The 16,238-nt window shown below is 72.4% G+C and carries 17 protein-coding genes; 12 read left to right on the top strand and 5 right to left on the bottom strand.

Annotated elements, in window-relative coordinates; genetic code table 11:
- The first annotated feature begins 464 nt into the window (after window positions 1-464).
- From AB0O21_RS31790 to AB0O21_RS31780, 3 genes are read left to right on the top strand one after another with little or no spacing between them, the layout of a single operon-like run.
- Window positions 465-974, top strand: a complete 510-nt coding sequence (locus AB0O21_RS31790) for a SigE family RNA polymerase sigma factor (protein WP_365176536.1) — start codon at window positions 465-467, stop codon at window positions 972-974.
- Window positions 971-1,525 (top strand): hypothetical protein, encoded by a 555-nt coding sequence (locus AB0O21_RS31785; protein WP_365176534.1) that lies wholly within the window; start codon window positions 971-973, stop codon window positions 1,523-1,525. The genes AB0O21_RS31790 and AB0O21_RS31785 overlap by 4 nt, the downstream gene beginning before the upstream one ends.
- Window positions 1,526-1,551: 26 nt before the next feature.
- On the top strand, window positions 1,552-1,908 hold the full coding sequence (locus tag AB0O21_RS31780; protein ID WP_365176532.1) for a hypothetical protein: 357 nt from the start codon (window positions 1,552-1,554) through the stop codon (window positions 1,906-1,908).
- A gap of 256 nt (window positions 1,909-2,164) precedes the next feature.
- Here the strand turns inward: AB0O21_RS31780 and AB0O21_RS31775 are convergent, their stop codons facing one another.
- Window positions 2,165-3,040, bottom strand: a complete 876-nt coding sequence (locus AB0O21_RS31775) for a LysR family transcriptional regulator (protein ID WP_365176530.1) — start codon at window positions 3,038-3,040, stop codon at window positions 2,165-2,167.
- 246 nt (window positions 3,041-3,286) lie between these two features.
- Here AB0O21_RS31775 and AB0O21_RS31770 point away from each other — a divergent pair, with 246 nt between their 5' ends.
- The 7 genes from AB0O21_RS31770 to AB0O21_RS31740 all read left to right on the top strand — a co-directional run bounded on the left by AB0O21_RS31770 (window position 3,287) and on the right by AB0O21_RS31740 (window position 9,678).
- Entirely contained in the window at window positions 3,287-4,195 is a 909-nt protein-coding gene (locus AB0O21_RS31770) for an EamA family transporter (RefSeq protein WP_365176528.1), read from the top strand.
- Between the two features lie 8 nt (window positions 4,196-4,203).
- Complete coding sequence (locus AB0O21_RS31765) at window positions 4,204-4,530, top strand: hypothetical protein (protein WP_365176526.1); 327 nt, start codon at window positions 4,204-4,206, stop codon at window positions 4,528-4,530.
- A gap of 281 nt (window positions 4,531-4,811) precedes the next feature.
- Window positions 4,812-5,243, top strand: a complete 432-nt coding sequence (locus AB0O21_RS31760; RefSeq protein WP_365176524.1) for a DUF5958 family protein — start codon at window positions 4,812-4,814, stop codon at window positions 5,241-5,243.
- A gap of 170 nt (window positions 5,244-5,413) precedes the next feature.
- Window positions 5,414-6,892: a methyltransferase domain-containing protein gene (locus tag AB0O21_RS31755; RefSeq protein ID WP_365176522.1), complete on the top strand. Its 1,479-nt coding sequence runs from the start codon at window positions 5,414-5,416 to the stop codon at window positions 6,890-6,892.
- The gene (locus tag AB0O21_RS31750) at window positions 6,883-8,475 is read left to right on the top strand and encodes an FAD-dependent monooxygenase (protein WP_365176520.1); all 1,593 of its coding nucleotides are present in this window, start codon (window positions 6,883-6,885) and stop codon (window positions 8,473-8,475) included. Before AB0O21_RS31755 ends, AB0O21_RS31750 begins: the two co-directional genes overlap by 10 nt.
- 81 nt (window positions 8,476-8,556) lie before the next feature.
- Entirely contained in the window at window positions 8,557-9,075 is a 519-nt protein-coding gene (locus tag AB0O21_RS31745) for a hypothetical protein (protein ID WP_365176518.1), read from the top strand.
- Between the two features lie 75 nt (window positions 9,076-9,150).
- Complete coding sequence (locus AB0O21_RS31740; protein ID WP_365176560.1) at window positions 9,151-9,678, top strand: NUDIX hydrolase family protein; 528 nt, start codon at window positions 9,151-9,153, stop codon at window positions 9,676-9,678.
- A 19-nt stretch (window positions 9,679-9,697) separates the two neighbouring features.
- Here AB0O21_RS31740 and AB0O21_RS31735 read toward each other — a convergent pair whose 3' ends face one another.
- The 3 genes from AB0O21_RS31735 to AB0O21_RS31725 form a co-directional block, all read right to left on the bottom strand.
- Complete coding sequence (locus tag AB0O21_RS31735; protein ID WP_365176516.1) at window positions 9,698-10,879, bottom strand: FAD-dependent monooxygenase; 1,182 nt, start codon at window positions 10,877-10,879, stop codon at window positions 9,698-9,700.
- A gap of 136 nt (window positions 10,880-11,015) precedes the next feature.
- Window positions 11,016-11,783: an NPP1 family protein gene (locus AB0O21_RS31730; RefSeq protein ID WP_365176514.1), complete on the bottom strand. Its 768-nt coding sequence runs from the start codon at window positions 11,781-11,783 to the stop codon at window positions 11,016-11,018.
- 617 nt (window positions 11,784-12,400) lie between these two features.
- Window positions 12,401-13,267 (bottom strand): SDR family oxidoreductase, encoded by an 867-nt coding sequence (locus tag AB0O21_RS31725; RefSeq protein WP_365176512.1) that lies wholly within the window; start codon window positions 13,265-13,267, stop codon window positions 12,401-12,403.
- Between the two features lie 98 nt (window positions 13,268-13,365).
- Between AB0O21_RS31725 and AB0O21_RS31720 the strand changes: the two genes are divergently transcribed.
- Window positions 13,366-13,824: a MarR family winged helix-turn-helix transcriptional regulator gene (locus AB0O21_RS31720; RefSeq protein ID WP_365176510.1), complete on the top strand. Its 459-nt coding sequence runs from the start codon at window positions 13,366-13,368 to the stop codon at window positions 13,822-13,824.
- A gap of 51 nt (window positions 13,825-13,875) precedes the next feature.
- Here AB0O21_RS31720 and AB0O21_RS31715 read toward each other — a convergent pair whose 3' ends face one another.
- Window positions 13,876-14,553, bottom strand: a complete 678-nt coding sequence (locus AB0O21_RS31715; protein ID WP_365176508.1) for a TetR/AcrR family transcriptional regulator — start codon at window positions 14,551-14,553, stop codon at window positions 13,876-13,878.
- 64 nt (window positions 14,554-14,617) lie between these two features.
- On the opposite strand from AB0O21_RS31715, the gene AB0O21_RS31710 reads away from it, so the two are divergent.
- The gene (locus tag AB0O21_RS31710; RefSeq protein ID WP_365176506.1) at window positions 14,618-16,234 is read left to right on the top strand and encodes an FAD-binding oxidoreductase; all 1,617 of its coding nucleotides are present in this window, start codon (window positions 14,618-14,620) and stop codon (window positions 16,232-16,234) included.
- The last annotated feature ends 4 nt before the right edge of the window (window positions 16,235-16,238 follow it).

Below are 16,238 nucleotides of genomic sequence, written 5' to 3'. Positions count from 1 at the left end.
CCGGCCGTCTCCACCTCACGTCGGACGAGCCCCGCGGCGGTCAGGGCGCCGATTGCCGAGCGGACGACACTGCGGCGCGGGGAAGCCGCGGGGCGCAGAGCGGACAGGACGTTCACGTTGTACCTCCAGGGTGCGGTGGGGCCCGGGGGCCCCGGATCAGGCGACGGGTCACGCAGGAGTGCCTTCGCCCGCCGCCCGGCCGTGGGGGTGGAGCCAAGGGGTGGGGGCGGGAGCCCGCTCCCACGACCAGGCACCCATCCTTGGTACGCGCGCCGGCACGCCCCGCGCCACGCATGGCCGCTCCGGGGACGTGAACGGGTTCAACACCGCCGAGGCTGCGTGAAGGCCGCGCCCCCGGATTGCCGCAACCTTCGCCCGACACGGGCACGCAACGTGGAACCTTTTTGATGTTCCATCAGCTCAAAGAGGAGGAGGAACAAACGGGAGGGCAGCCGGGAGGGCCGATGCAGGGCAATGACGAACACTTCGAGGAGTTCGTCCACGTACACCACCAGGCGCTGCTGAAGTTCGGCCGGCTGCTGACCCGCGACTGGCACACCGGTGAGGACCTGCTGCAGGCCGCCCTCGTCAAGGTGCACCGCCGCTGGCGGGACTCGGCGGTGGCGGAGTTCCCGCTCGCCTACACCAAGCGCGTCATGGTCACCACCTGCACATCCTGGCGGGCCAGAAGGTGGTGCGGCGAGCTCCCCACCGCGCGGCTCCCCGACACCCCCGCGCCCGACGAGACCGCGAGGCGACTGGGCACCCGCGACACGCTCGCCCAAGCCCTGTCCCGCCTCCCGGTGGAGCAGCGGATCGTCCTGGTGCTCAGGTTCTACGAGGACATGACGCTCCAGGAGACCGCGGACTTCCTGAACTGCCCGCCGGGCACCGTCAAGAGCCGCACCAACCGCGCGCTGCGATCCCTGCGCGAGAGCGGCGCCATCGACCAGCGGGTGATGGAGGAGAGATGAGCACCGACGACGCCCCCGCACGCCACTTCCGTGCGCAGCTCGACGACCTGGTCTCCGAACCGCCTCAACCGCGTACGGACGCCCGCCGGACGCTCTCGGCCGTCCGTACGCGACGTAGGCGCGGCCGCGTGGTCCTGGCCGCCGTCGCGGTGGTCATGGCGGGTTCCGGTGCGGCCGTCACCCTGGCCGCCCTCCCGGACGGGAACACCCCGCCGCCGGCCGCCGCGTCCCCACACCCCGCACCCTCGGTGCCGTCCCGCAGCCACGACCCGGCGGCCCTCCAGACCGGCCCCTCCGCCCCCGAGATCGGCCGGAGGTACCCGTACGACCTCTACACGCACTGCGGCATCCGGTACGCGCTCTTCGCCGGACGGTGGTGGGAGACGGAAGCCCTGCCGCCGCGTACGGACGACCCCGCCGGCGGCACGTACACCGGCTACACCGCCGGCTGGATGACCCTGACCTCCCCCGACCACGCCCGCTTCGAAGCCCCAGGCCTGCCCGCCATCACCTTCCGCCCCTCAACCACCGCCCCGCCGGCCTGTGCCTGAGCGAGGCACGGAGAACGTTCGGACAGGTGATCACCGAGCGTGGGCGTGGTGCCCGGCACAATGGTCTTGCCGCGCTGACGTCGGCAAGTGATTCTTGGTCGGTGCCAGGACAGGGGAAGAGAAAGCGGCGGCAAGAGGCCGGGAGGCAGCGGCTGGCTGCTCGCACTGCGCCGGACGCGGGACAGTGGGAAGTGGTCCTTGAGACAGAGGACCAGGCGGAGTTGCGCGCGCAGTTGCGCCGTCTTCGGGAAGCGCGTGTCGACGAATCGCTGATCCAGATCGACATACTGTGTCGACGTCCAGTGGAGCAGTCCACCTATCGGCTGAGCCGGTTCGTGGCGAACACCGCGCGCGAGGCGGACCGCAGGCTCTCTGATCATTGATCCTGTGGCGGGTCGAGGCGAGTTGACGGACGCGGCGTGGCAACGGATAGAGCTCTTGCTTGCGCAGGTGGCGTCGGGCGGCAGGCGGCGGGCGTGGACAGGCCAGCCCGGGCTCGCCATGCACCCGCCGTAGGCGGTGCCGGAGCCCGGCAGGCTTTGGGGCGGCGTCGATCACCAGGGCTGCCAGGGGGGTGCACGGCCGCCCCCATCCGCATGGGGTGGGGCTCGGCCCCGGCTCGTCCGCGCCTGACCGCGCTCACTCCTCCCGGATGCCCAGCAGTTCCAGGAAGGCCGCGGCCGCCGGTGTGCGGCTCTCGTGGCTCCAGATCACGTACTCGGCGCGCGCCGGTGCGTCCGTGACCTCGATCGTGGCCACCCCGGCCAGGCCCGCGGCGTACGCGGGCGGGAGCAGGGCCACTCCCAGGCCCGCGCCGACCAGGCGGGCCACGTAATCCGCGGTGGTCACCTCGAAGGCGACCTCTCGGGTGAGGCCGGCGACGGTGAAGGCCAGATCGGACTGGGCCCGGCCGGCGGTCTTCGCCGGGAGGTCCACGAACACCTCCGAGGACAGGCGACGGAGGTCGACCGAGGTCTCGCGCGACAGCGGGTGGTCCGGGGAGACCACGGCGACCAGCCGCTCCCGGCCCAGCTCCCGGGCTTTGACGCCCCGGGGGCGGGCCGTGACCGGGATACCGAGAAAGGCCACCTCGAGTTCGCCCTCCCTGACCTGCTCGACGAGCTCGTCGCTCGCTCCCACGCTGAGGCTGATCCGGGCCTTCGGATGGCGTTCGTGGAATTCCTTGAGGACGTTGGGAACGTCCACGGCGGCGACGGTGGGGATCAGCCCCACGGCGAGGCGTCCACGCACCTCCCCGACCTCGGCCGCGACTTCGGCTGCGGCCCGCTCCGCCGCGTCCAGGCACTGGCGGGCGGCGGGTAGGAAGGCCGCGCCTGCCGGGGTCAGCCGGACGCGGCGGCTGGTGCGTTCGAAGAGCCTCGCGCCGAGTTCCTTCTCCAGGCGCGCGATCTGGTGGCTGAGCGCGGACTGGACCACCAGGCAGCGTTGGGCGGCCCTCGTGAAGCTGTTCGTCTCGGCCACCGCGATCACGTACCGCATCTGTTGGAGCTCCATGGATCCATCGTGATCCGAGATGGACCACGTGACAAGCATGTGTTGGACTCATCGATCTGCCCGGCCCGAGACTGGTGATCGCAACGCGGGGGGGGCGTCCGATCCGCCACGCGAGAGCCGGCTCGGCCACGGCACGATCCGCGCCGCCCAGGTGCTCGGCCCCGCGACCGCGATCCGATCTCCGGCCCCGGCCGGCCGGACCAACGCCCGGCGGGAGCCGGGTGGTTCCTGCGGGATTGAGGCGAGATGAAGAACAGACAGTACGCACTCACGGCGGCGGCCCTGACCGGCCTGGCTCCGGCGGTCTGGGGCAGCACCTACCTGGTGACCACCGAGCTGTTGCCACCGGACCGACCGCTCCTGGCGACCACCATGCGGGCCCTGCCCGGCGGCCTGGTCCTGCTGGCGCTCGGCCGGAAGCTTCCGGTCGGCCGCTGGTGGTGGCGGGCGCTGGTGCTGGGCGTTCTGAACATCGGCGCCTTCAACTTCCTGCTCTTCGTGGCGGCCTACCGGCTGCCGGGCGGCATCGCCGCCGTGATCATGTCGGCGCAGCCGGTGTTCGTCGTGGTCCTCGCCGCCCTCTTCCTCGGTGAGAGGGCCAGGGCGGTGCACGCCGCGGCCTGCGCGATGGGCGCCGGGGGTGTGGGGTTGCTCGTGTTCAGGGGCACGGCGTCACTCGACGCCGTCGGGGTCCTCACCGCAGTCGGCGGAGCCGTGTGCATGGCGTCGGGCATCACGCTGACCAAGCGGTGGGGCCGACCGGAGGGCGTCGGGCTGCTCACGTTCACCGGGTGGCAACTCACAGCGGGCGGCGTGGTCCTGCTGCCGTTCTGGCTGTCGATGGAAGACCTTCCCGACGCTCTCGCCACCTCCCACGTCATCGGGTTCGCCTACCTCATCACCCTGGGCGCGGTCCTGAGCTACATGGTCTGGTTCCGGGGCATCGAGCGCCTGCCGGCCGTGGCGGTCTCCTTCCTCGCACTGGGCAGCCCGGTCGTGGCGGCCCTGCTCGGCTACCTCTTCAAGGACGAGACCCTGACCACCCTCCAGATCGTCGGCATGGTCGTCATCTTCCTGGCGGTCCTGCTGGGCCAGCCGCGCCCGCCGAAGCCGAGGTCCAAGAAGTCCCCCTCGGCGCCACCCCCGCCGTGTTGAATGGGTGCGTGGCGAGACGACAGAAGGAGAAGCGGCCTCCCTTCGGCCTGCCCAAGGGGGTCGTCCTGCCGGCGACGCCGGACGGCTGGCGCCACAGTGTCCTCACCGTGGACGGTGCCACGCTCTGCGGACGCCTCAGCGACAAGCCGCTCGATCCCGAAGTGGCGCTGGCCGCCGCCACGGTGATGCTGGAGGAGCTCGCGCGCGATGTCCACGACACAACCGTCGAGGTGATCTGGGATCCGCGCCGGGAACCGTGGACCTGGACCGCCCAGGTCGTCCCCGTCCTCGGTGACCAGGCCCCCGCTGACGGCGGAGGTCGAACGACCGGCTGAGAGCCGCGCTGCCGGACGGGGGCGAGGCGGGCGGGTGGCCCCGGGCTGCTGGTGGGGTCAATTCCCGGACGGGGGGAGCACTCCCTTCTTTCTCGCTTAGGCGATCCAGCGGCCGGCCGTGGCCTCGGAGCGGGCCCAGCGGGTGGCGATGGCGCGGCGCGGCGCGGCGCGGCGGGATGTTGTGTTCGATCGCCCAACGGTAGACCGAGGCAACCTTGCGCAGGTGTGCAGTACGAAGTGACCCTCCGACAGCGGGCGAGGGCTCGAAGGAAGGCCGAAGGATGACGGGAACGGGCAACGCGGACGAGCGCTCCTGGCGGCGCCGGGTCGAGCGGGTCGTCAATGAGATCGCGCAGGAACTCCGCACGTTGGACGACGGGACGGCCTGGTTCTCCGACCTCCCCCCGGCGGGCCGGCAGGAGGTGCTGCGCGAGGTCGCAGGCTACGCGATGCAGGCGCACATCACCGCCGCGGACGGCCGCGCGGGGGTGGCGCGGTCCGGGGTGAAGCCCACAGCCAACCCTTCGGTGATGATCTGCATGGACCCGCCCCGCTACGGGTTCTACCGCCTGCCCGCCGACGAGCACGTGAAGGCGTTCCGCGTGCTGGTCTCCGTGTTCGCCGTCGCCGACACCCGCCGTCGGGAGACGTACTGCAAGGGCACCTGCTCGCACCCGTGGCACCGCCTGCCCGCGGAAGCCGAGGAGGCGTAGCAGGGACGGCGCCCGCTGCGGACCGGGCGCCGGGGGGCGCCTGGCTCCGGATCGGGCGTCGGGGGTGCGGTCTGCGGGCGAGCCGCCGGCCGCGCCCCGCACTCGTTCGCTACGTTACGTTACCAGAACGATACGTTGGGTAGCGATGGCGTGCGCGGGGGACGGCGGCGATGGATCGGCTGGCAGCGGCGGCGGAGCCGTTCGACAAGCTGGGCGCGGACTACGAGCGGGCCTTCGGGCACCTGCCGGAGCAGCTCGCGGCCCTGGAATGGCTGGCGGCACGGCTGCCGCAGGGTGCCCGGGTACTGGATGTCGGCAGCGGGACCGGTCGGCCGGTGGCCGAGGCGCTGGTCCGGGCCGGCTTCCGGGTGACCGGGATCGACGTGTCGGCGACGATGGTCGGCTTGGCCCGTGACCGGGTGCCCGGCGGCCGGTTCGAACGGCACGACGTACGGGACTTCCAGGCGCCGGACGGCAGTTACGACGCGGTCTGCGCGTTCTTCCCGCTCCTGCGGATGTCCCGGGCCGAGCAGACGGCGGTGCTCGAGCACATCGCCCGCTGGCTGGTCCCCGGCGGTCTCTTCGTCTCCGCCACGGTCCCGGGCGACATGGAGGACCGCCCCATGGTGTGGATGGGCATGCCGATGCTCGTCACCAGCTTCCCGGCCGAGCAGTACCTGAACGAGATCGAGCGGACGGGGCTGAGCGTCCTCCACTCGGCCCGCTCGGTCTTCTCGCCCGACAGCGACCTGGCCGAACCCGAGCACCACCTCTTCTGCTACGCCCGCCGCCCCGGCGGACCCCCGGTGCCCGCGCACGCCCTGCTCGGCCCCTACCCCCTGCCCGGTGCGTACCGGGGCGCCCACACGCTGAGCGGGGAGTCGTGGACGGCGTTCGAGCCGTACTTCGAACGCGAGGACATCGCGGCCGTCGTCGACGCGCTGGACGGCAACGAGCGGGTCCTGGACGTGGGCGGCGGCACCGGCGCCGGGGTACGGGCCATCGCGGCCCGCCTCGGCCGCTGCGCCACGGTGGAGCCGCACGCCGCCCTGGAGGAGACGATCCGGGCCGCGCTGCCGGACGTCGAGGTCCACTCCGGACGGGCCGAGGCCCTGCCGCTGGCCGATGACTCCTTCGACGCCGTCGTCGCCACCTGGGTCCTGCACTACACCGACGACCCGGACGCCGCGATCGCCGAGATGCTCCGTGTCCTGGACCGTTCACACCCGGCGGCGAAGGTCGTACTCGCCCAAGGAGCCCCGGACAACGAAATGATCCGGCTCCTCAACACCCACTGCACCGCCCGCGCCGGAGAACAGCCTGACCACCAGGGCTACCTCCTCACCCGCGCCGCCGAACTCCTGGCCGCGGCCGGCCTGGACGACATCTCCTTCCGCCGCGTCGGCGGACGCCTCGCCCTCGACCGGCCCGCCCCCGACGACTCCGCCCGCACGGCGGCCGACGTCCTCGCCGACGTCCTCGGCGGCTTCTGGCACACCGGCCACCCGGACCGTCCGGCCATGCGGGAAGGCCTCCGGGCCGAGCTCGCCCCGGCCTTCGCCTCCGGCCCGCACACGGTCCAGGCAGACGCGGTCCTCCTCATCGCCCGGCGTAGCCACGTGAACGGGAGGATCGCGGCATGGCCGTAGCCGACACGCAAGTAGAGGTAGAGGTAGAGGTACTGATCGTCGGCGGTGGGCCGGTCGGGCTCACGGCCCGGGCGCTGCTGGAACGCTGGGGCGTACGGACACTGCTGGTCGAAAAGCACCGCGAGCTGTCACCCTTCCCCCGGTCCCGGCTGGTCAACGCACGGTCCATGGAGATCTTTCGCCAGCTCGGTCTCGCGGCCGAGATCACGGCCTGCGGATTCGCACCGGAGTTCGGCCGGATCCGCTTCCGCGACACCCTGTACGACGGCGACTTCGCCTCGGCGGCGATGGTCGGGATCAACGCGCCGATCCCCGAAAGCCCCGTGATCGGCGTGGTCACCTCGCAGGACCGCCTGGAACCCACCCTGATCGGCGCGGCAGATGCGCAGGTGCGGTTCGGGGCCGAGCTCATCGGCTTGGACGAGGAACCCGAGAGCGTCGTGGCCTTGCTGACCGATCATCAGCACGGTCGAGAGACACGCGTCCGCGCCCGTTACGTCCTCGCAGCCGACGGAGCGAACTCGACCGTGCGGCAGCGGCTGGGGATCGGCACCACCGGGCCCGGAGAGATGGGCGGCTTCACCACCGTCGTGTTCGATGCCGACCTCGGCCCGTGGTGCGCCGAGCAGCCCGCCGGGGTCTACTTCACCGCGCACGGATCGCTCGCCCCGCTCTACCCCGAAGGGGGCTGGGCCTGGTTCGGCCTCACACCCGAGGACGCCGGGCGTGCCGACTGGTCCGCCCTCGTCTCGCGCGCCCTCGGCCCCGGGGCCGACACGCGGGCCGAGGTGCTGCGGGTCCAGCACTGGGTGATGAACGCGTTCGTCGCCGAACGCTTCCGGCACGGCCGGATCCTGCTGGCCGGCGACGCCGCGCACGCGATCCCCATCTTCGGCGGCATGGGCATGAACGCCGGCATCGCGGACGTGCACAACCTGTGCTGGAAGCTGGCTGGCCTCGTCCACGGATGGAGCGGGCCGAGCATGCTGGAGACCTACGAGACGGAACGGCGACCCGTCGCACAGCTGACCCTCCGTCAAGCGGTGGCCAACACCCAGCTCGCGGTCCAGGTACTGAACAGGCGCCGCGAGCAGCGTCACACCGACGGCGCGGCGACGTCGGCCCGGGTCGAACTGCCTTGGTCCGAGCGGTACTTCGCCCAGCTCGGCCTCGTACTCGGCGTGGTCTACCACTCCGACGCCGTGCTGGCCGACGGCAGCACCGCACCGCCGCTGTCCGACGCGGGATCGGACGCGGACTACGTCCCCACCCCGGAGCCCGGCCACCGCATGCCGCACCTCTGGCTCAGCCACGACCGCTCCTCGCTCGACGCCTTCGGCGAATGGTTCACGCTGCTCACCCCGGACCCCCACGGGTGGGAGCGGGACAGCGACTCCCTGTCATGGCCGCTGCGCATCGAGCCCCTGACCGGCGAACAGACGGACCTCTGCGGCCTCGCCCCGGGCGGAGCGCTGCTCATCCGCCCGGACGGCCACATCGGCGCCCGCTGGCGGGACCGCCCACCGGGCGACTCCGCCCTCCGCCACGCTCTCGCCACGATCACCGGCTCGACGGGCCGCTGAGCTTGTCCCCGGCATGACACACTCAGCTCGGTCATCGCCGGGACCTGCTCGAAGGACACGCTCATCAACCGCATCAACGCCGTGGCCCTGCGGGCCGTCATCGCCTCCGCACTGGCCTTGGGCGGCCTGACCGGCTGCTCGGAGTACGACGCCGACGACGTGCGGTATGCCACCGGCTACGGCTCCCACCACCCGTTGGCGGTGGTCGGGTACCCGACCACCGGGTCGCTGGGGATCACCCAGGAGGTGGTGTGGCAGATCGCCGACGGCAACGCCGGTGAACTGGCCGGTCTCGCGTACCACAAGGAGGACGCCGGCCCTCCCGAGAAGACCGCCGAGAACTGGATCTCGGCGTTCGGCAAGGGCGCCCGCGGGAAGGTGACGGCGGAGTTCTACGACGAGGGATCGGTCCGGCAGGCGGTCGTCCTGTACTTCCACGACACCGGTCAGATCAAGCAGATCCAGGTCGTGGCCAGGAACGGCGGCAACAAGGACAGCTGGGGCGTCGTCATGGCCGAGCCGGATCCCAAGGCGGCCGTCGCCGTGCTTCCTTGGATACCGAAGAACCCCGGCGAGCTCGGGTCGAAGACGACGTCGTGAACCGCCCGGACCCGAACCCGCCCGCAGATCCTGCGGCGGCCGCGCCCCAGAACGTATGATCAAGCAATGTCTGACATGACCGAGACCTCGCCCGGCTGGCTGACCACGGATGAGCTGGAAACGGCCAGGGCGCGGATGCCGATCCTGTACGTGGAGGCCGTGCCCGTACGCGTGGACGACAGCGGCGAAGTCACCAGCATCGGGCTGCTGCTGCGCATCGGTCCGGACGGAACGGTCAACCGCACGCTGGTGTCCGGCCGCGTCCTGCACCACGAGCGGATCCGTGACGCGCTGCTGCGCAACCTGGAGAAGGACCTCGGCCCGGTGGCCCTGCCCCGCGTCCCCGCCTCCCTCCAGCCCTTCACGGTCGCCGAGTACTTCCCCACGGCGGGCGTCACCCCCTACCACGACCCGCGCCAGCACGCGGTGTCCCTCGCCTACATCGTGCCGGTGGCCGGGGACTGCCGGCCGCGGCAGGACGCACTGGACCTGGTCTGGTTCAGTCCGCAGGAGGCGGCCTCCCCGGCGGTGCACAGCGAGATGCCGGGCGGGCACGGGGTGCTGCTGAAGCAGGCACTGGCACACGCGGGCCACGCCTACTGAACCGGTGTCGACATCCCGCCTACCCGGGCATGCGGAAGCCGTTGAAGAGGTCGTCCAGGCCGCGCAGGGCCAGGCGGGCGGGGGTGGCACGGACCGCGAGGTCGCGGGCCGTCGCCGTGAGGGGGTTGCGGAGGGCGCCCAGGCGGCCGACGCGGCGGGCGCGGACGCGCACGGCGTCGGTGCGGTCGCGGCGGGCGGCGGTGTACGCGGCGAGGGCGGCCGGGACGGGGTCCGTGCCGTCCGGGCCGGCTCCGGCGGGCAGGAGGTGGGCGAGGACCACCGCGTCCTCGATGGCCTGGCAGCCGCCCTGGCCGAGGTTGGGGGCCATGGCGTGGGCGGCGTCACCGAGCCAGGCGATACGGCCGTGATGCAGGGCGGGAAGCGGGGCGGCCAGGTCGTAGAGGTCGTTCTGGAGTACGTCGGCGGGGTCGAGGCGGCCGACGCGGTCCAGTAGGGACGGAATCGGGTCGTGCCAGGAGCCGAAGCGGCGGCGGAGTTCGGCGCGGGCGTCGGCTGACCGGGTGCCGGCCGGGAGGACCGCGGTGGCGTAGAGGTAGAACCGGCCGTCGGAGAGCGGGGTCACGCCGAACCGCTCGCCCCTCCCCCAGGTCTCGCTCATGGCTGGTATCCGCAGGTCCGGGGCGTCCACGATGGTCCGCCAGGCGGTCTCGCCGATGTAGTGGAGGCCGGGGTGGACGGGGAAGTACGCGCGGCGCAGCGGGCTGTGGATGCCGTCGGCGGCGACCACCAGATCGGCGGGCAGGTCCGGGCCGGCCGCCGTGCGGACGGTCGGGCGGCGCTCGGCGTCGTCGACGCCGGTCACGGTGGTGCCGTAGCGAAGGGTCCCCGGTGGCAGCGCGGCGGCCAGGGCGGCGGTGAACGCGGGGCGCGGGACGGCGATCGGGGCGATGCCGTACCGGGCCGCCATGTCCGCGGTGGCGGTGCGGGTGAGCCACTGGCCGGCCGAACGACGCACGCCCATGGCCGCGGGTACGGCGCTGCCCGCCGCGTGCGCGGCATCGACGCCGATGGTTTCGAGTGCGCGCAGGGCATTGGGGGCGAGGCCGATGCCGGCGCCGGTGGTGGGGGGTTCGGGGGCGCGTTCGCACACGGTGACGCGCCAGCCACGGCGGTGCAGTGCGATGGCGGCCGCGAGCCCGCCGATTCCGGCTCCGGCCACCACCCCGTGACGCTCCGTCATGGACACCCCTCCGTTCGGGTCGAACACCCCGTGCGGCACCCCGCCATCGACTCGGGCTGGTACGCAGCTCAGTACGCACAGGATCAGGACTGACCCCGGAAGCGGTCGGTTCGGCGTGAGCGAGCCGGCGGCGTGGCTACAGGTAAGGGTCGAAGGGGATGCCCGCCGGTTTGGCTTCCGCCAGGTGCGGGGCGAAGGAGCCGTCCTTCAGGCCGAAGTGCGCGCTTCCGAAGTCGGCTTGGCTGAGCTTGTCCCGCAGGGTCGGCGGGTAGCCGGACCAGCCGACGAGGGCGGGGAACTGCCACGCCTGACGGTGGTTCTCGGGGGGCTCGTCGTTGGTGTTCGCCGCGCGGAAGCAGTGCGTGCCGACGCCGTCCTTGTGGTAGACGATCTTGGGGTGGGTGCCGTCCCAGCGGATCTGGTCACGGGTGTGGAGGGTGAAGTCGCCGTGGGCGGAAGTCGCGACGTACTTGGCCTCGTTGCCCTGGATCCACACCACCACGTGTTCCCAGTCGTGGCGGTGGCCGCCGAGGCTGATGCCGGGGATGGCCTGGTCCTTCTCGAAGTACAGGGCGTAGATCACGGCGCACCAGCCGTTGTTGCAGGTCCAGCGGGAGTAGCCGTTGGTGTTGGCGAGGTCCGAGGAGTCCCGGCAGCTGCCGTTGAGGGCGCCGGTCGGGCTGAGGCCTCCGTTGAGCACTCCGGTCGGGCCTATGGCGGGAGTCGGGTAGCAGCCGTCGGTGTCGTAGTCGTAGGCCGGCTGGAAGGTCAGCTCGATCGCTTCGGCCTGACTGGGCAGGGCCTGGGGTGGTGCCGCGAAGGCCGCCTGGGAAACCCCGACGACCAGCGCGAGCGTGGTGCCGACGACCACTAAGGATCTCCGGATGTGACGGTTCGTCCGCAAAGCATGCCTCCTGGCCGGCCGGGGTTCGACGTGGCGGGCGGATCGCGACCACCGTCGGCCGACGCGCCGGGAGCATCATTCGCGAACCGGGGCGGCACAGCAAGGGTTGGAGCAGCTTCTCTTCACCGCGCGGATGTATCTGAACTGGTGGTGATGCGGGGGCAGTTGGACGGGAGGGCAGGAGGGAGGGCGGGCGCGGTCGACTCGTACGGTCGGGAGGTACGGGTTCGTCGGCGAGCGCGCGCAGCGATACCGGCAGGCGGTGCCGGAGGGGCATGGGCGGCCGGTCGGGCCAGGCCGGGCAGGTGGCGGCTCGGGCAAGGAGCGCTACGCCGTGGACTCCGAGGTGCCGCGGGCGGACTTCACGCGGGCACGGTCAGACGGTGTTCATCAGGACGATGGCCGCGAGGTCCAGGAGGATGACGGCAACGACGACGCCGATCATGATCCAGGCCCTGCGTGATTCGTCCATGCCCACCAGCCACCTCCCGATAAGGGCCTGCCGGCATGCGGAGGCCACGCGGCCGGGCGCAGGCCCGGCCGGTCTTCACCCATGATGACCCGATTTCCTACGGAGCACAGTTCGAGCGCACGGGGGCGGCTTCGGTGGCGGTCGGTCAGGAGACCCAGGATCCGGTCATGCCGAGGACTGCCGCGCCGTCCTGGTCGGCCAGCTTCGTCGCCGTGAACCCCGTGGCCCACGGGGAGGTCTGCAGGCGGAATGCGGGCTCCTCGGCGGTCAGCGCCTCGATGACGGCCTCGGCCGCACCGGCGGGGGTCTGGGCGCCGTCCAGGAACTGGCCGACCGTGCGGTCGATGTAGTGGCGCATCGCGTCGGCGTAGGGGCCGGCGGCCGCGATGCGGGCTTCGATGTCGAGTCCGATGTTGTTGACGAACTCCGTGGCCACGGCGCCCGGCTCGATGACCGACACGCTCACTCCGACGGCGCCCGCGACGGGGGCCAGGCTCTCCATGTACCCCTCCACGGCGAACTTCGCGGCGCAGTACGCCTCGTTGAAGGGCTGGCCGATCACACCGCCGACGCTGGTTACCGTGATCAGGCGGCCTCCGGTGGCCCGCAGGTGCGGCAGCGCGGCCTTGGAGACGTTCAGTACGCCGAAGAAGTTGACCTCCATGACTTCGCGGACATCGGCGACGGACTCGAGCTCGAGGGTGCCGACGTGCCCGGCGCCCGCGTTGTTCACCACCGCGTCCAGCCGGCCGTAGTCGGCGATGACGCCGTTGACGGCGGCGGCGACGGAGCTCTCGTCGACGACGTCGAGCTGCCGGATGTCGAGCTCGACGCCCGCCTCGGCTGCGGCCTTGCGCAGGGCGTCGGCCCGGGTCGTGTCACGGAGGGTGGCGACCGTGCGCCATCCGGCGCGGGCGGCGGCGATGGCGGCAGCCAGGCCTATGCCGGAGGAAGTGCCGGTGACGAGGACGGTGCGGAGGGGCGTGGCGGGGGTGTTGGGCAGGGTCTGCATGGCGGGCGCCTTTCGAGGTCTTCACGGAACGTGATTTATGTGCGTGCACACACACTACAGATTATGTGCGTGTGCACGCAACCCCCTAGACTGTCGGTATGCCGAAGAAGCTCACCGAAACCGAGATGCCGACGGCCGACTACGCCTTCTACGGACTGGTGTGGGCCGGCACCGTGCTGACCGACCGGGTCGACCGGGCCCTCGTGAAGGCCCACGACCTCCCGGTGTCCTGGTTCGAAGTGATGCTGTGGCTGGCTTCCAGCCCCGAGCCCGTCCCCGCCTCCGTCCTCGGCAACAGCACGCTGCTCAGCCGCAGCCAGGTCTCGCGGGTCGTCGACGCACTCCAGACCCGGGGCCTGGTGACCCGTACGCCCTCGGCACGGGACGCCCGGTCGGTGGAGGTCGCCCTCACGGAGGCGGGCCGCGCGGTGTTCGCCGAGGCCGACGCCACCCGGCGCGCTGCCCTCGCGCCGGTCTTCACCGAGCTCCTCGACCAGCAGGATCTGGAAGCGCTGGAGACCATATGGCGCAAGCTCAAGGCCGCGAAGGGGCAGTAGGGGCAGCAGGGCGGCAGCGGTCCGGCGGTAGGGCCGCGCGCCGGTCCGGCCTCAGCCGCCAGAGGTGCCGGCGGTGCCGGAGGTGAGCGTGGCGGCCGCCGCGAAGAGGCGGGCACAGCGCCGCGTCATGGCCTCCGGGGTCTGCTCCGGGTGCTTGACCCACCAGCGGACGAGGGTGGCGACCAGGTCCCGCCAGACGTACTTGAGCGCGTCGGCGTCCAGCGGGTCGGCGGATCCGGCCGCGCTCAGCAGTTCGGCGGTACCGCCCGCGGCGAGGCGGTCGATGGCCGACCAGTACTCCGAGGCCCGGCGGGCGGCCTCCCCGCCCGGGGGCAGGGTGGTGTCGTACAGCACGAACCACGCTTCTCGCCGCCCCTCCAGGGCCGTGAAGATGGCGTCGAGCACGCGCAGCGGAGTGTGCGGGGCGGTCCCCTCGGCGCCCATCGCCGTCCGGATGGCGTCCAGGATGCGGTCCCCGACGGGCACCAGGCAGGCGACGTAGAGATCCTCCTTCGTGCCGAGGTACTGGTGCAGCAGCGTCTTGGTGACGCCCACGCGCGCGGCGATCGCGGGAAGCGACGCGGCGGCGTAGCCGCGGGTGCCGAACTCCTCCGTGGCGGCCTCCAGCAGCTGCCGCCGGCGGTGCTCCCGCGGGACTCCCTTGGTGCCGGCTTTGGAGGGTGGGGTGACCGCCGGGGTTGGCGTTGATCCTGCCGTCGGGGTTGCCATGAGCCGATATTATCAGTAGGTAATTTACCTCTAGGTAAATTCCTGCGACCTCTGGAGCGCATCCATGGCCCGCACCACCCCGCAGCCGACGTCCCGCACCCGCTCCTGGTGGGGCTGGGGCTGGGCGGACGCCCATCCCGACGACGCGGAATGCGCCGCGATGGGCGCGCTGCTCCCCGGCACCCTCGACCGCCCGCTCCCCGTCCCGCACGTACGCGACCTGGGCATCGGCAGCCCCGCCGTCGAACCCCCGCGCAGCCTCGCCCACCTGGTCACCGCCGACCCCGGTGACCGCGCCGCCCACGCCATGGGGAAGGCGTACCGCGACGTGGTGCGCGCCCTGCGCGGACGGCCCGGCCGCATCCCCGATCTCGTCGCCCGCCCCACGGACGACCGGGGCGTGGCCGACCTGCTGGAGTGGGCCGGTGACCGGCAGGTCGCCGTCGTCCCGTACGGCGGGGGTTCCTCGGTCACCGGGGGCGTGGAGTACCGGGGCGACGCCCACCGGGCGGTGCTGTCCCTCGACCTGACGGCCATGGGCCGCGTCCTGGAAGTCGACGCCACGGGACGGGCGGCGCGCATCCAGGCGGGCACCCTCGGTCCGAGCCTGGAGGACCAGCTGCGGCCCCACGGCCTCACCCTGCGGCACTTCCCGCAGAGCTTCGAGTTCTCCACCTTGGGAGGCTGGCTCGCCACCCGGGCCGGCGGCCATTACGCCACCGGCCGCACGCACATCGACGACTTCGTGCAGTCGATGCGCGTGGTGACCCCGGCCGGTACGAGCAGCTCGTGGCGGCTGCCCGCCTCCGGGGCCGGCCCCTCCCCCGACCGGCTGTTCCTCGGGTCCGAAGGGGCCCTCGGCGTCATCACCGAGGCATGGGTCCGGCTGCAGGAACGCCCCCGCCACAAGGCGTCCGCCGCGGTCGCGTTCACCGACTTCGGGGACGCGCTCGGGGCGGTGCGCGCCATCGCCCAGTCCGACCTCTCCCCAGCCAACTGCCGTCTGCTGGACTCCGGTGAGGCCGCACTGTCGGGCGCGGCGCAGGACGGCTCCGCCGTGCTCGTCCTGGGCTTCGAGTCGGCCGACGAACCGGTGGCCGCCCGGCTCGAACGGGCCGTCGGCCTTGCCCGCGCGCACGGCGGTCGGCACGGCGGTCGGCACGGTGACGTGCCCGACGCGTCCCCCGACTCGTCCCCCGACGCGGCCGTGCGCGCGTGGCGGTCGGCCTTCCTGCGGATGCCCTACCTCCGCGACGGGCTGGCCCGGATGGGCGCCGTCGCGGAGACCTTCGAGACGGCGGCCACCTGGGACCGGATCCCCGGTCTGATCGACGCGGTGCGCACGGAGGTCGGTGCGGCGGCGCTCAAGGCCACCGGGCACCCGGCGACCGTCAACTGCCGTCTGACCCACGTCTATCCGGACGGTGCGGCACCGTACTTCACCGTCCTCGCCGCCGGCCGGGCCGGCGACGAGGACGCCCTCTGGGACGACCTCAAGGCCGTCGCGGTCGAGGTCCTGCACCGCCACCGGGCGACCGTCACCCACCACCACGCGGTCGGCCGCGACCACCGGGCCGGCTATGACCGCCAGCGCCCCGAGCCCTTCGCCCTCGCGCTGCGCGCCGCGAAGGGGGCGCTCGATCCGCACGGCATCCTCAACCCCGGCGTGCTCGTGGACTGACCGG

The organism is Streptomyces sp. NPDC091371 (assembly GCF_040684275.1).
Lineage (GTDB): Bacteria > Actinomycetota > Actinomycetes > Streptomycetales > Streptomycetaceae > Streptomyces.
Note: the sequence above shows the minus strand (reverse complement) of the source record. Positions and strands in the feature narration are given on the sequence as shown.